This window comes from Streptomyces sp. LUP30 (genome assembly GCF_001746365.1).
Classification (GTDB): domain Bacteria; phylum Actinomycetota; class Actinomycetes; order Streptomycetales; family Streptomycetaceae; genus Streptomyces.
This window is the reverse complement of sequence record NZ_MJAJ01000017.1, coordinates 71,290-85,060: the sequence shown is the minus strand read 5'-3', so window position 1 is coordinate 85,060 and position 13,771 is coordinate 71,290. Positions and strand designations below refer to the sequence as shown.

Annotated in this window: 19 protein-coding genes; 14 read left to right on the top strand and 5 right to left on the bottom strand. The window is 67.4% G+C overall.

Translation table 11 applies throughout. The features are described from left to right. Window positions 1–27: 27 nt before the first annotated feature. Both BG482_RS16620 and BG482_RS16615 read right to left on the bottom strand, forming a co-directional pair. On the bottom strand, window positions 28–990 hold the full coding sequence (locus tag BG482_RS16620; protein ID WP_069769814.1) for a hypothetical protein: 963 nt from the start codon (window positions 988–990) through the stop codon (window positions 28–30). Window positions 991–992: 2 nt separating this feature from the next. Continuing rightward, a complete protein-coding gene (locus BG482_RS16615; protein WP_069769813.1) occupies window positions 993–1,796 on the bottom strand; it encodes a hypothetical protein in 804 nt (267 codons plus the stop codon). Window positions 1,797–1,965: 169 nt separating this feature from the next. Between BG482_RS16615 and BG482_RS16610 the strand changes: the two genes are divergently transcribed. The 14 genes from BG482_RS16610 (at window position 1,966) to BG482_RS16550 (ending at window position 9,334) form a co-directional block, all read left to right on the top strand. Further along, window positions 1,966–2,241: a hypothetical protein gene (locus BG482_RS16610; protein WP_069769812.1), complete on the top strand. Its 276-nt coding sequence runs from the start codon at window positions 1,966–1,968 to the stop codon at window positions 2,239–2,241. A 106-nt stretch (window positions 2,242–2,347) separates the two neighbouring features. After that, a complete protein-coding gene (locus BG482_RS16605; protein WP_069769811.1) occupies window positions 2,348–2,809 on the top strand; it encodes a hypothetical protein in 462 nt (153 codons plus the stop codon). A gap of 112 nt (window positions 2,810–2,921) precedes the next feature. Further along, window positions 2,922–3,071, top strand: a complete 150-nt coding sequence (locus BG482_RS44005; protein WP_176741398.1) for a hypothetical protein — start codon at window positions 2,922–2,924, stop codon at window positions 3,069–3,071. After that, window positions 3,068–4,018, top strand: coding sequence for an NAD(P)-dependent oxidoreductase (locus BG482_RS16600; protein WP_069769810.1), 951 nt, complete (start codon window positions 3,068–3,070; stop codon window positions 4,016–4,018). The genes BG482_RS44005 and BG482_RS16600 overlap by 4 nt, the downstream gene beginning before the upstream one ends. A 16-nt stretch (window positions 4,019–4,034) precedes the next feature. Continuing rightward, entirely contained in the window at window positions 4,035–4,370 is a 336-nt protein-coding gene (locus tag BG482_RS16595; protein ID WP_069744759.1) for a hypothetical protein, read from the top strand. A 67-nt stretch (window positions 4,371–4,437) separates the two neighbouring features. Then, window positions 4,438–5,382, top strand: a complete 945-nt coding sequence (locus tag BG482_RS16590; RefSeq protein ID WP_176741397.1) for a glycosyltransferase — start codon at window positions 4,438–4,440, stop codon at window positions 5,380–5,382. A gap of 183 nt (window positions 5,383–5,565) precedes the next feature. Continuing rightward, the gene (locus tag BG482_RS16585) at window positions 5,566–5,979 is read left to right on the top strand and encodes a DUF6221 family protein (RefSeq protein ID WP_141746624.1); all 414 of its coding nucleotides are present in this window, start codon (window positions 5,566–5,568) and stop codon (window positions 5,977–5,979) included. Further along, entirely contained in the window at window positions 5,976–6,173 is a 198-nt protein-coding gene (locus tag BG482_RS16580; RefSeq protein ID WP_069769807.1) for a hypothetical protein, read from the top strand. The genes BG482_RS16585 and BG482_RS16580 overlap by 4 nt, the downstream gene beginning before the upstream one ends. 4 nt (window positions 6,174–6,177) lie before the next feature. Beyond that, entirely contained in the window at window positions 6,178–6,375 is a 198-nt protein-coding gene (locus BG482_RS44000) for a hypothetical protein (RefSeq protein ID WP_069769806.1), read from the top strand. Continuing rightward, window positions 6,372–7,238: an NAD(P)-dependent oxidoreductase gene (locus tag BG482_RS16570; protein WP_069769805.1), complete on the top strand. Its 867-nt coding sequence runs from the start codon at window positions 6,372–6,374 to the stop codon at window positions 7,236–7,238. Before BG482_RS44000 ends, BG482_RS16570 begins: the two co-directional genes overlap by 4 nt. Further along, complete coding sequence (locus BG482_RS16565; protein ID WP_141746622.1) at window positions 7,235–7,993, top strand: glycosyltransferase family 2 protein; 759 nt, start codon at window positions 7,235–7,237, stop codon at window positions 7,991–7,993. Before BG482_RS16570 ends, BG482_RS16565 begins: the two co-directional genes overlap by 4 nt. Next, entirely contained in the window at window positions 7,990–8,226 is a 237-nt protein-coding gene (locus BG482_RS16560) for a hypothetical protein (protein ID WP_069740716.1), read from the top strand. Before BG482_RS16565 ends, BG482_RS16560 begins: the two co-directional genes overlap by 4 nt. Further along, window positions 8,223–9,086 (top strand): hypothetical protein, encoded by an 864-nt coding sequence (locus BG482_RS16555; RefSeq protein ID WP_069769802.1) that lies wholly within the window; start codon window positions 8,223–8,225, stop codon window positions 9,084–9,086. The genes BG482_RS16560 and BG482_RS16555 overlap by 4 nt, the downstream gene beginning before the upstream one ends. Beyond that, complete coding sequence (locus BG482_RS16550; protein ID WP_069769801.1) at window positions 9,086–9,334, top strand: hypothetical protein; 249 nt, start codon at window positions 9,086–9,088, stop codon at window positions 9,332–9,334. Before BG482_RS16555 ends, BG482_RS16550 begins: the two co-directional genes overlap by 1 nt. Here the strand turns inward: BG482_RS16550 and BG482_RS16545 are convergent. The 3 genes from BG482_RS16545 to BG482_RS16535 are packed head-to-tail and all read right to left on the bottom strand — an operon-like array spanning window position 9,331 to window position 13,769. Continuing rightward, window positions 9,331–10,374: a hypothetical protein gene (locus BG482_RS16545; RefSeq protein ID WP_069769800.1), complete on the bottom strand. Its 1,044-nt coding sequence runs from the start codon at window positions 10,372–10,374 to the stop codon at window positions 9,331–9,333. The genes BG482_RS16550 and BG482_RS16545 overlap by 4 nt on opposite strands. Continuing rightward, the gene (locus BG482_RS16540; protein WP_069769799.1) at window positions 10,367–10,882 is read right to left on the bottom strand and encodes a hypothetical protein; all 516 of its coding nucleotides are present in this window, start codon (window positions 10,880–10,882) and stop codon (window positions 10,367–10,369) included. Before BG482_RS16540 ends, BG482_RS16545 begins: the two co-directional genes overlap by 8 nt. A 16-nt stretch (window positions 10,883–10,898) precedes the next feature. Continuing rightward, entirely contained in the window at window positions 10,899–13,769 is a 2,871-nt protein-coding gene (locus BG482_RS16535) for a fibronectin type III domain-containing protein (RefSeq protein ID WP_069769798.1), read from the bottom strand. Between the last annotated feature and the right edge of the window lie 2 nt (window positions 13,770–13,771).

The following is a 13,771-nucleotide window of genomic DNA, read 5'->3' as shown; positions in this document are numbered from 1 at the left end:
GTTCTCTCTTCTGTGAGGCGGGAGGGGTTAGTCCGCGAGGCGTGCGGCGAGCTTTTCGGCGACGAGTTCGGCAATGCGTTCCGCGAGTGTCGGGTCCGAGGCGACCCGCGCGGCGAGCGTCGTCAACTGCGCCTCCGACAACGTCGGCGACAGACCGTCGACCTTGCCCTTGAGGGCGGTGACGTCCGCCGCCAGGCCTCGGACGCCCTTGAGGGTGAGGCCGAGGAACGATGACACCGCCCACTCCACGCTCGCGTCGTCGAGCGACTTGGCGCCGTTCGCGCCGGTCACGACCTGTCGGCCGATTGCCTTGATCTCGTCGGGGGTGAGAGCCACGGGGTCCTCCTTCGGAGGGGGCGGGGTAGGTGTGTCGCCCTTGGCGAGGGCGATGAGGCGGGGGAAGTCGATGGCGCCGGGGTCGCCGTGGTCGTTCTCCGGGACGTGCATGTGGCCGCAGATGCCCTTGAACGCCTCCCACTGGGTGAAGGTCATGCGGGCTGTGCTGTCGGCGTCGCCGGACCGCGGGTACGGCAGCCACGTGGACGGGCCGGTGAGCGGGACGCTGTGGTTGGCGTGGACCCAGGCGAGGAAGTCGGCGACGGCGCGCAGGGCCCAGTCGGGGGCCTCGGGCCAGAAGATGTGCGCCTGCCCCGACTTGGTCCACTTGGCGTGGGTGGCCGGGTCGCACGTACCGACGAGCTCCACCTGCACGACGTTGAGAGTGTTCGTCTCGACGCCACCCGCGAGGTTGCGCAGGGCGCGGGAGGAGATGTCGATGTCGAAGTGCTGGAACCAGCGCAGCCTCTTAGCGGCGAAGTCCGGCACGGCGGTCAGGTTGGGAGCCATCGCGCCGCCGTCGTAGTCCGGCAGGGTCGTGCCCTCGGTGGTGTGGAGGACACAGACGTTGACCTCCATGAGGTCGCCGCCCCACCTGTTCTGGTAGAAGTACGCGGTCGACGCGCCCGGATACTTCTGCGGGCCTGTGGCCATGGTCAGGCTCCCGTCACGTGAAGGTCATGCGCCCACGCCTGCATCAGAGCCAGCGCCTCAACCAGGCGAGGATCCGGAGCAGGAGTGGGCGCGGGAGGAGGGGAGGGCACCGTGGCCCAAACCGGGACGGTGACGTCGCCTTGCTGTGAGAGCAGCCATCGCAGGTCGCCCTCGTCGATCCAGATGGAGCCGTTGATGCCCCAGCCGTCGCCCCACGAGTTGTCGATGCGGAAGGCTTCCGCGCTGGCGTTGTAGGCGGAGATCACGTACTCGTGTCCGCCGGCCGTCTCGCTGGTGCGGTCGACGCGCACGAAGCCGGTCTTCGGGTCGGGGTCGAACATCGACTCCAGCCATGGGGTGCCGACCATGACGGGCCCGGTCTGGAGTGCGGACTTGACGGCGTCGAGGCTGAAAGCGTGCGTGTAGCCGGAGGCCAGCCCGAGCTTCTTCAGGGCTTTCGCTGCGCCGAGGCCGGACGAGCCGGTGTCGTCGGGCGGGTACGCGCCCTCGAACTGGTCGAGCTGCGTGGCCAGCGAGTAGACCTTGACGGCGAGGCCCTCGTCGATCGGGAGCACCGCGCCGTCGAGGGTGACGGAGGTGAGTCCGGGGCGTGCGGCGGAGTCGGTGCAGAGGAGTCCGGCGGCGGCGTTCCCGGTGCAGGAGCCCAGCGTCTTCTGGTCGAAGATCGGGGCCCGTCGCGTCCAGTCGACCGAGCGGATCGCGGTCTTCGGTAGGACGCCGTGGGCGTAGGCCAGGCTGCGGGGGTCGTGTTCGACTCTGCGGCCTAGGGGTGGGTGTGTGGGCATGGGCGTCCTCCGCACCGTAGGTACCTTCGAATCATAGGCCCACGTTTCCAAATTCCGACGAATCGTAGGTACAGTGCTTACGGTCCTCTCAGAGGGACCGGCGGCAGGGGACCTTTGCGGGTTGACCCCTGCCGCCCACAACCCGCAACCAACCCGCAGGAGCAGGCCAATGAGCGACCCCGATCTCAAAGCCGCCTACGAGCGACTCACGCAGAGCATCGAAGAAGTCGCGCGCCTCGAAGGCGCCGAAGGCGTCCTCACCGAATGGGTCATCGTCTTCGCCGCCCAGCACTTCGACAGCGACGGCGACGGCATCACCCAGGTCGGCATCACCCTCCCCGACGGCGGCGGCAACGTGCCCTACCACCGCGTCATGGGACTCCTCGACTACGCCCTCACCCGCTACCGCGCCGACGTAGCCGACGCCGAAGCAGGCGAGTCGTGAGGGCCGTGTGCGCCGGGCTGGCGTTCTGGTTCTCGATCACCGTCATCACCCCCACCCTCGACGTCACCGTCAACACGCCGTCGACCGCCGCCGCATGGAGCAGCCGATGACCCCGGACTACGAAGAGGAGCGCATCGCGCTCTCGTTCAAGCGGTTCGCGCAGCAGTTCCTGGTCGACGAAGGCCTCTTCTTCGACGTGGACGTCGCGGTGCGCCAGGAGATCTTCGGCCAACGGCTCTTCCAGCTACGAGCGAATATCCTCACCGACGACCTGCCACCCGAGACGCTCACCCAGCGAACCCGTATCACCCACGAGATCCCCGCCTCCACCTGGCAGATGTGGAAGAAGCGCCACGCCCGCCGCTGGTACGCCCGCCGTCTCGTCGCATGCTGGCCCGTCCGCTATGGGCCCGACCCTGACGGACGCGGCACGGACGCCGTATGCACCTTCGACCTGGAGCGGTACCGCACCTACCCCCGCGCCCGCGTGGCCCTGCCCGAGCAGTTCGGCAGGCCCGTCTACGTCCACGCGATCCGCGACATGCGATGGAACGAGGAGACGCCGTGAACCCCCAGGACACCGGTACCCGCTGCCCCCGCTGCGACTGCCCCGACGGCCACACCCAATGCGGCCACTGCAAGACCTGCCCACACGCGCGGCCCGCCCCGAAGGAGCAGCGATGACCGCCGTCTACATCACCGCGATCATCGCCGCGATGCTCGTCGCGATCAGCGCCATCACCGCCGTCCGCGACACCGCCAAAGCCAAGCACCAGCCCGCCAACCCCTGCCCCAACTGCGGGCACAACGACAAGGAGAACAGCGCATGAGCGTGTACGGCGTAACCGGCGGCCAGGGATTCATCGGTTCGTACCTGAGGCGCGAACTCCTCTCCCGCGGCCACGAAGTCGTCGTCTTCGACCGCCACCCCCACACCGAGATGGCAGCCGGCGAGACCTTCTTCCTTGGCGACGTCCGCGATGAGACCGCGGTCGTCGAACTCGCCGCGCACGTCGAGGGCATCATTCACCTCGCGGCAGTGCTGGGGACGCAGGAGACGATCGGGAACCCGCGGCCCTCGGCGGAGACGAACATCCGGGGCAGCCTGAACGTGTTCGAGGCGGCCAACCAGTACGGGCTCCCGGCCGTGTACGCCGGCGTCGGCAACGCCTTTATGAGGGACATCGGCACGGGCTCGTACACGATCAGCAAGACGGCGGCCGAGGACTACGTCCGGATGTTCAACGCCTACCGGGGCGGCCGGATCTCGATCGTCCGGCCGGTGAACGCCTACGGTCCAGGGCAGTCCATCGCAGCGCCTTACGGCACCTCGCGAGTTCGCAAGATCCTTCCCGCTCTGACGTGCCGCGCTCTGACCGGTGCGGACATCGAGGTGTACGGCGACGGCACGCAGGTGTCCGACTGCGTGTACGTCGAGGACGTCGCCCGCGCGTTCGTGACCGCGCTGGAGCACACCGAGCAGCACGGGCCCACCGAGCGCCCAGTCGAGGTCGGGCCGCTGGAGTCGGTCACCGTCAACGACATCGCCCGCCTGGTCGCCGAGTACGCGGCTAAGGTCACCGGCCGCGAGCCCGTCGGGATCACGCATCTGCCGATGCGACCGGGCGAGGTCCCCAACGCAGTCGTCACCTCCGACACCGCGACGCTGCAGCAGATCGGGATGACCGCCGCCGACTTCATCCCCCTCGACGAGGGCATCCGCCGCACCGTCGACTACTACAACGAGTCCTGGCTCCCCACCTACAAGACCGCCTGACCTGAAGGAGGCGGCTGTGGCCCGCTTGCAGATCCTCGAACTTCCCTCCGGCCCCGGGGACGACCGGCCGCCGTTCATCCTCGTCGTGGACGAGTGCGTTCCGCAGCGCATCGCTCTCGGAGCTGACGACTCCTATGGCGACTACTGGCAGGCTCTCGCCGACCGCATCGGTGCGCGGGGTGTGATCGTCACCCCGGAGACCATGGAGATCCCTGGGAACGCTTCGCTGCCCTTGGCTGAGATGGAGGCCAGGCCTGCACAGGTGCGGGTCTATCTCGGCGACAAGGAGATCAACGAGATCACCCGCCGGATCGTCACCGATGTGAAACAGGCCGTGGGGGACGGGGGCTGACGTGCGCGTTCACTTCTGGTCTGCCGACATGGCGGGTTCCGCGTGGTACCGGGCCGTGATGCCTGCGATGAGCCTCACGTGGCTCGGCCACACCGCCACCCACCACCCGCGACTCCCGCAGAACTGGCAGTCCTACGACACCATCGTCGGCTGCCGCGTCGCCCAACACGACCCGTCCCGCATGTGGCTCAAGTTGAAGGACGAGGGCAAGAGGTTGATCCTCGACCTCGACGACGACTACTTCCACCTCGACCCCTCCAACACGCGGGCCTGCGAAGTGTGGGACCGGGACATGCTCGGCCGACTCGCCCACAACATGGGCATCGCGGATCTCGTCACCTGCTGCTCCGAGCCGCTCGCCGCGGTGCTGCGGGACTACGCGCCCGACGTGCGGGTGATTCCGAACGGTCTGCCGGCGCAGTACCTTGGCCGGCCGCGCGACTACACGGCGGAGGGCCGGCCGCTGTATGTGGGCTGGGCGGGGACGTCCAGCACGGTGGCGGAGTTGCCGGAAGCCGTGCGCGCGTTGAATCGGATCTCGCAGTACTCGCGGCCGGGTGGTGTGCAGGTGCGGTTGGTGGGGATCGACGCCGGGCAGGCGATGGGGTTGGGGTTGAAGGGCCGCCAGGTCGGTGCGTTGGGTTGGGTGGAGCGGATCGAGCACTACTTGCACGCCGTGTCGGAGTTCGATGTGTGGGTGGCGCCGTACCGGGGGACGGCGTTCAATTCGGCGAAGTTCCCGACGAAGTGGCTGGAGTCCAGCGTGCTGGGGATCCCCCTGATCGCGTCAGACACGCCGGCGTATCGGGCGGTGATCCGGCACGGGGAGAACGGGTTTTTGGTCCGGTATGAGCACGAGTGGGGCCGTCTGTTGAAGCGGCTCGTGGACGACCCGGAGCTCCGTCAGCGGATCGGGATGACGGCGCGCGGGGAAGCATCCGGGTCGATCATGCAGGCGTTGCACCACCAGTGGGAAGCAGCCGTCCGCGCACCGCAGGAGGTGACGGCGTGAACTGTGCCTGCAACCTCGATAGCTGCGGTCCGACCGTCGCGTGTTGGAGGACCCGGACCGGCTACAGCTTCCCGCTGTGTAAGAGGTGCTTGGACTCCTGGTTCGACAGTTCGACAGCGCGGATGAGGATGAGGACTTGGAGCCTGCCGCATGGTCGTGGCTCGCACGCGCGGAGGTGGCGGCGTGAGCGGGCTGGTGGAGTTCCTGCGGGCACGGCTGGACGAGGACGAGGCGCTGGCCCGTGAGGCACCGCCGGGGCCGTGGTACATCGGCAATGCGGTCGACCCGACCCAGCCGTGCAGCGTCCACACCTTCCCGGGCGTCCGGCTCGTCGCAGACGGGCTGAACTGGCTCGTCGCGGAGCATATCGCTCGCCAGAACCCGTCCCGTGTCCTCGCCGACGTCGCAGCGAAGCGCGCCATCGTCGATGAGCACCCCGACGTGAACGATGGTGACTGCGGTATCTGCGTCACTGGTCGCTGGGGTTACCCCACCCACGGCGGCAGCAGCCCGCAACGGCACCCCTGCCGGACACTCCGACTCCTCGCCGCCCCGTTCGCCGCACACCCGGACTACGACGAGAGGTGGAAGCCGTGAGCACCCTCAGCGCAGACGATCTCGTACTCGCCACGATCGCACTACGTCGACTCACCGAAGCCACCAAGGAGACGGGATGCCGATTCAATGCCGTCAGCCTGAGCGTCACCCTGCCGAACGGCGACTTCTACACCGTGCGCTGGATCGGCGACGACGGGGACGGACAGTACGTGCTGGCCGTCGATGAAGGGTGATGCCGTGAACGGGCCTGAGCATCTTCGTGAGGGGAAGCGGCTCCTCGCTGATTCCTGCGCGTCCAGCGTTGCCTTCCAGCCAGAGGAATGTCAGATCCTTGCCGCCCAGGCGCAGGCCCACTTCCTCGCCGCGCTCGTCGCTATCGAGGTCGAGGACAAACTGCCGGATCGCGTCTCCTGGCAGGAGGCAGCCGAGTCGTGAACATCCTCGTCACCGGGGCGTCCGGGTTCATCGGCAGCCACCTCGTCCGCGCCCTCACCCGACGCGGCCACCGGGTCACTGGGGTGGACAGGAAGCACGGGCGGCCGACCACCGACCTGCCCGCCTTCCAACAAACCGTCGACGCCGCCCAACCCGACGTCATCGCCCACCTTGGCGCGTCCTGCTCTACCCAAGTCAGCCTCGGCGACCCGGGCTGGGACTTCCACCACAACGCCGTCGGCACCTTCAACGTCTGCCAGGCGGCCCGCGCGGCCGGAAACATCCCGGTCATCTACACGTCCACGGTCAAGGTGCACCCGGGCGCCGACGGCAAGGTGGCTCCCCTCGGCCTGTCGAAGCGGATCGGCGAGGACTACCTCCGCCTCTACGACGACCTGTACGGCCTGCCGTCCGTCATCCTCCGCCCCTCCACCGTCTACGGGCCCGGACAAGACGGCACGGCGGAGAGCGGCTGGGTGACCTGGTTCCTCCGCGCCCTCTACAACCGGCAGCAGATCACCGTCCACGGCGACGGCACCCAATCCCGCGACATCCTCCACATCGACGACTTCACCACGCTCCTCGTCGACATCGCAGAGAACTTCGACGACTACCGCAGCGCCGAGCCCTACGACGTCGGCGGCGGCGCAGAGAACGAACTCAGCCTCCTCGACCTCCTCAAACTGTGGGAAGCAGACACCGGCACCCGCCCGGACGTCGTCCACGACGAACGCCTCCCCGGCGACCTCCAGCGCGTCGTCACCGACAACACCGCCATCACCGCCGTCCGAGGCTGGACGCCCACCACAAGCTGGCTCGACGGCCTCCGCCAGACCCTCGCCTGGATCGGAGACCAGTGGTGAAAGTCGGCGTCATCATCCCCGCCCGCAACGCGTTGCCGTACCTCGCCACCATGCTCGGCAGCCTCAGAGTCCAGACCCACCCCGTACACACGTACATCGCCGAAGACCGCGGCGACGACGGCACCTACGACTGGCTCAAGCAGAACCCCGACTGCTGGGCCGGCCTCAAACGAAACCGGAAGCGCCTTGGTTGGGCCGGCAGTCTCAATGCCGCCGCCGGGCTGGCGCTCGACGACGGTTGTGAGGCGTTGTTCACTGCGTCCGCAGACGACAAGCTGCATCCGGAGTGCATCGCCCGCTGCGTCGCCGCAATGTACGGGGACGGGGGCCGGGACTTCGTGGTGCCGTATGCGCAGCAGTTCGGCGAGGCCGACCACGTACAGGCCAGCCTGCCGGACGCCACCCTCGATGACTTCGCGCAGTGGCCGCCGCTCATCGACAAGGCCCTCATCCGGCGTGAGGTATGGGAATCCCTCGGCGGGTACAGCGCGAAGGCGACCCCGCCCGGCACCTACGGGACGGCGGAGGATTGGGACTGGTGGATCCGCGTCTGGAAGGCCGGATACACCCAGTACGCGGTGGTGGAGACGCCGCTGTACTTCGTGCGCGTCCACCCCGGGCAACTGTCGGACGCCCGCGCCGAGCATCACGCGGCGACCGTCGACCTCCTCGCCCGCCTGCACCCCGACCTGCCATGGACGGCCGAGTCCCGGCAGTGGCCGCCGAAGCACCGCACCAGCAGGAGGACGTCGTGAGCGCCCGTGATGAGCTCCTGCGGGAGATGACGCACAACCACCTGTACATGGACGACGAGCGCGCCCAAGAACTGGTGGACGCCTTCACTCACGAACTCGCCGAGCAGATCCGCGCGGAGCGGGGCACCACTTCGCTGGAGAGCGGCCACCACTTCTTCAATGGCATGGGCTACGCCGCCGACCTCATCGACCCGAAGGCGCAGCGCGCCAGCACCGAAGGAGACACCCCATGATCGACGGCCGCCCCGTCATCGCCTGGACACCCTACGGACGAGTCCGGACGTACAGCATCCTGATCAAGTACCTGGAACGAGACGTCCGCCGTGGCCTCATCGACGAGGTCTGGGCGTACATGAACACGGACCCCGTGGGCCAGGAGACGGACATCGCATACGCTCACGAACTCGCCGAACGGTTCGACTGGTTCCACCTCAAGCACCGGCCCGACGGTGTCGACCTCGGCAACCTCCCCAAGCAGAGGTACACCGGGCTCGCCTACCGGGAGATGGTCGACCCCAACGCGGTCTACTTGAGGCTCGACGACGATCTGGTCTACCTGCACGAGAACGCCGTCGAGAACCTCGTGCGCGCCCGGCTGGAGATGCCCGCCCCCACCGCGGTGTTCCCCATCATCATCAACAACGCCATCTGCTCGTACTTCCTCCAGGCCTGCGGGAAGATCCCCCGCGAGTGGGGCGAGGTCGGCATGTACTGCATGGACCCCGTCGGCTGGGCCAACGGCCCCTTCGCGGTCAAGCTGCACGAGCTGCTGCTGTCGCACATCGAGGCAGGCACGGTCGAGGATCTGTACCTGCACCACGACTTCCAGCTCCCGCCCGGCACCCAGTTCTCCGTGTCCTGCTTCGCCAGCCTCGGCAGCATGTACGCCGGACTGGAGCAGCCGGGCGTCCTCGTCCCGGATGAGGAGGAGTCGTGGCACACCATCCACCGGCCGCTCGCCACCGGCGCGTCGAACGTGGTGCGCGCTGACGCGATCGTCAGCCACCTGAGCTTCTTCACCCAGCACGCATTCCTGAACCCCACCAACATCCTGGACCGGTACCGGGACCTCGCAGACAAGGCGGTCGCCTGATGGGCCAGCGGCAGGACAAACAGACGATCCCCGTCGAGGACGCCTTCCCGGTCTTCCAGCAGCGGTGCCGGGAACTCCACGACGAAATGCTCCTCGCGCGGTCGCACGTCGCGTTCCTGGAGCGGCAGCTTGCGGAGGCGCAGGAGGAGAACACCCGCCTGAAGGAAGCCGCCGACGAGAGCAGGCCGGCGAGCGGCGGCCCGGATCTCGCGGCGGTGCCGCCGTTCCCGATGGGCGACGGCGCTTAGGCGACGCGTCCTGCGGTGAACCCGCGGCACGTGATCGTGTTCGATGCAGACGCGGCACTCCAGGTCGCGCACAGGACCATGTCGTTGCTGATGGTGGTGTCGCGGGTGACGGGTGCGGAGGTGATCGGGCCGACGAGTGTGTAGGTGGTCGCCGAGGTGAGCCAGTTGTGGGTGTATTTCGCCATGGGCGACCACGTCCCCGAGGCGCCCGTGGTGGCGCAGGCGATGTAGTACTCGGCCTCCCACGTGCCGTCCGTTGCGCCCGAGCGGACCGTGACGGCCGGGAAGACGGCCATGGCCGTGCCGACTGTCCCGCCGAGCTTGCATACGAACGTCATCGTCGGCGTGCCCGTCACCGCGAGCGTGCCCCACGCCTTGATCCGGTACACGGCCCCTGCAACCGCGTCGGATGCGGGAATGGTGTACCCGGCGAGAACGGACTGACTGACAGTGTTGGCGACGGTGGTCGACGAGGAGGGGATCGGCCGGAGGGTGCCGGTGCCGATGGTCAGGGCGGGGTTGGTGCCGCCGACGGTGAGCCGGCCGACTCCTGTGCGGGTGATGGTGGTATCGGCGGAGGTGGATCCGCCGGGCCCCCACCACATGGCGCCGTCGGCTTCGAGGAGGAACCGGGAGGCGGTGTCGCCGGTGATGCGGGTGGAGAGGATGTCGTCGGTGGTGGCGGTGGTGAGGGTGGCGAGGTTGGCGGCGGAGCCGGAAGCGCCGAAGCGGATCTGTTTGGTGGCGCCGAAGGTGAGGGTGCTGTTGTAGGTGGCGCTGCCGTTGGGGATTTCGACCCAGGATGCGCTGGCCGGGCTGGTGCCGTTGGAGAAGTACGTCCTGTACGACGTGTCCGTCTCCATGATCGGCTTGCCGCTGTAGGGGGACGAGGGCCGGGTCGACGAGGTGACCGCCTGGAAACCCGCCGCAGCATCGACCTTGTCCCAGTTCTGGCCGAGGTCCTGCGTGTAGTTGACCAGCTCGGACCCGTCCGACTTGGACTTGTACAGGGACAGCCTGGTGGTAGACGGATCAGGCACGACCGGCCTCCTTCTTGACGACGGGTGTCTGCGGGAGCGGCTGCTCTGGCAGGCCCCCGTGCTTTTTGATCCAGCGGTTGGTGTCGACCTGCTCGCGCATCTTCCGGATCCGCGTCATGTCGGGCCGGTGCCCGTTACGGACCGGGTCGAGGCCCTTGTTGTTTTTCACGTCGATACGGACGCTGCAGCCCTTGATGCGGGCGACATGCGCCTCACGCGCTGTGGCCGTGCTGTCAGCCGCCCACAAGTCGGGCCCGCTGTCGGCGTACTGAGGTCCGTGCTGCGGATCGTCGACCACCGCCATGTACGGCTCGTGGAGGAGGATCTCCATGAGCGCCTCGGTGTCCGTGGGGTCGATGCCGTATTCGGCGGCCCGCCAATCGAGAGCAGACGTCGGCATGACATGGTTCACCTTGTTCCCGTCAGGGCGGGTAAGGGTGATCTGCCAGCATGGCGAGTCGCCGATCTGGAGGGCAGTCGTTTCACTGATCGTCCATTTGTCAGGCATGTCAATTCCCCTTCCCTTAGGTACGGAAACACCAAAAGTTGACGCGCATTCCCATGCTGTTATTCCAGGCGACGGTGAAATTGGTTGTTCCAAAAGATTGGACGCCCCACACAGTCGGTGTGGCAGATCCGAAGCTACCGGCCGCGCACGTCGCGACCGGTACAGGAGCAGAGTCCATAGTCGGCCCGTAGGTCAGGGTCATTGCGAAGGCCGCAGCTTGCACGACGCTGCCAGTGAACAAGCCCTGGTTGGAGGCGGCAGTAACGTAGTTCTCGAACTTGCCGATGTGGTAGGTCTTACCAGACGAGAAGTTGAAGTACTGGGCGTTCGTGCTGTCGCTGAAGTTCCAGCCGACCTGCCCATACGTCGAGTTCGCGTAAAACGTGCCGCCGTCGGTCCCGCTGCTCCTATGGCCAGAAGCAAAGGATCCGGTCAAGCAGGTCGCGTACCCGCCCCTGGCCAATTCTCCAGACAGAGTCACCACCTCTAGACGGGCCCCAGATACCGTGTGCATGTAGGCCCGAGACATGACCTGTGTGCCGCCGCCGTCATCGTAGGGTGACGAGTTCAACCCGAGGTTGCTGTCGCTTCCGGATGACGTGGAGTTGATGTACGCGTAGTCGGTTCCGCTGCTCGGATAGAAGCGGATCTCGGGCAGGAGAATGCCGGTCGGGTTGATTTCCAGACGCTTGCCCGCTGTGCCGGAAACGATCTGCCCGACGATGCTCACGTTGCCGGTGGAAGCGTCAGCGAAGAACGTGCGGGTGCCGCCCGTGTCGTAGAGCTCGTACCCACTGGCGGAGATCCGGGCGCGCGCCCCAGTGTCGGCGGTCTTGATCTCGCCAGCCATCACCCAGGCCGCGGTGATCGTCCCGGCGGTCACCTTGGAGACGGTCAGGTCGGAGATGTGGGCGTCGTCGATGAGGAGCGCGGTCGCCGAAGCGGCGTCGGACGGGCCGGACTTGTTGCCGGTCTTGTCGACCGCGACCACCCGCACATAGCGGGCGGACGTCTCCTCGATCTGCGCCGTGAACACGACGGGGATCTGCGCCTGAATCATCGACGCGTTCGCCGCAGTCTTCCCCACCAGCGTGGCTGCGGTCGGCGTGAACGTCGGCTCATAGGAGACGTGGATCTCCAGGTGGTCCAGGTCGCTTTCGAGGTTGAACGTACCTCCGGAGCTCTTGCCGAGGGTGTGCGTGACCTGCACCGCGATCCGCGAGCCAGCCACCGTGGGCGCGGCCGGCGTGGACGGCGGGAGGTTGTCGGACGAGGCAACGAACGTGGTCGTGGACGACCAGGCGCCGATGTTGCCGGTCTTGTCGACGGCGCGGATCTGTACGTCGTACCCGACACCCGGCGACAGGTCCTGGAGTTGGGCGGTGGTGGTGTCCCAGTTGACGACCATCGTCGACCATTTGCCGGTCGGCGCGGCGAAAGGCTGGCTCCAGGTCTGCAGGTCCTGCCAGCGGGCGGCGGAGAGTTGCGCCCAGGTGGAGGGGTAGAGCATGTCGGTGTCGACGGCGTAGCGGATCTCGTAGCGATCGCCGTCGAAGACCGTGGAGCCGTCGGTGTTGTTGGGGGCGTTCCAGGAGAGGATGACGCGGGCCCGGGTGTAGCCGCGGTTGTCGAGGTAGGCAACGCCGGTGAACGGGGTGATCAGGGTGGGCTGGCCGGGCGTGCTGGTGTCGGCGTTGGGGCGGGAGCCGATGGGCTCGGTGGACGCGTCGGTGAGCGCGCGGGAGAAGTCCCCGACGGTGACAGTGCTGGTGGCGTCGGTCTCGAACTCGGTGTAATCGGTCAGGTTGATCCACGTGCCACTGCTGGTGCGGTAGGCGACCGTGTAGGCGTCCGTGACAGCCCAGTTCGTCTCCGTGACCTGCAACTTGATCGGGTTGATCCGGTTGCCGCGGAACGTGATCTCTGTCGACGTGTCGACAAGCCCGGAGTCGGGGTCGTACACCCACACCCGGTCCCCGACCACGAACGACCCGTGCACGTCATAGTCCGACGTCGACAGCGTGAGCGAATTCCGCGTGGACGTGAACCGGTTCAGCTGCAACTGCGCCCGCGTGGCCGCGTTCGTCGACGCCGTATCCGACTCGCTGATCAGCCGGGTCAGCTTCAGCGGATTGCCGTGCAGATCCTTGTACGGAGTGGCCGGCGACACGTCCGCCGCCCCCGTCGCGATGCTCGTGCCCTCACCCTCCGCCAGCAGGACGACGCGGGTGGTGTAGTCCTCCACATCCCGGGTCACGTCCACGCTGCCAGGGAGCGCCCGCAGGCTCATGTCCTCGCCGGCGTCCTTCGTCGTGATCACACACGTCGGGTTCACCACGAAGAGGTTGCTGTCCGGGCCCGCGTCCAGCGTCGCGTTCCCGTTGACCCGCCACGAGACGGGGACGCTGGTGGTGGACATGGTGTCGCAGACGTAGCCGATCGCCGTCCGCGGGGATTCATACCTGTGGCTGCCTGTGTACTGTCCGGCCACGCTGTAGATGGTGCCTGCGGTGACGGCGCCGCTGGCGGGGAGCAGCATGTTGATGGCGGTCGCGAACGAAGTGGAGGCGGGGGCGACGGTGTTCTCGTAGACGTCGCCCTTGCCGTCCTCATCCCCGAGCCAGAACGCCATGCCGACGCCGCCTACGCTGAGATCGTCCTGGGGGGCGTTCGTCCTGCCGTCGTCGCCGATCGTCTTCGTCCGCAGCACACCCACGTAGCGGGCGGTCGTCAGCAAGTTGTCGCCGTACTGCGCCGGGTCCAACCGGCCAGGGATGATCGCGACATGCCCAAAATAGTCGAGGGCGTCGAGGACGTCGCGGGGCGTCTGCGGGAGCAGCTTGATCTCCCACGAACCCAGGGCCTTGAGAACCTCCTGAACAGCCACCC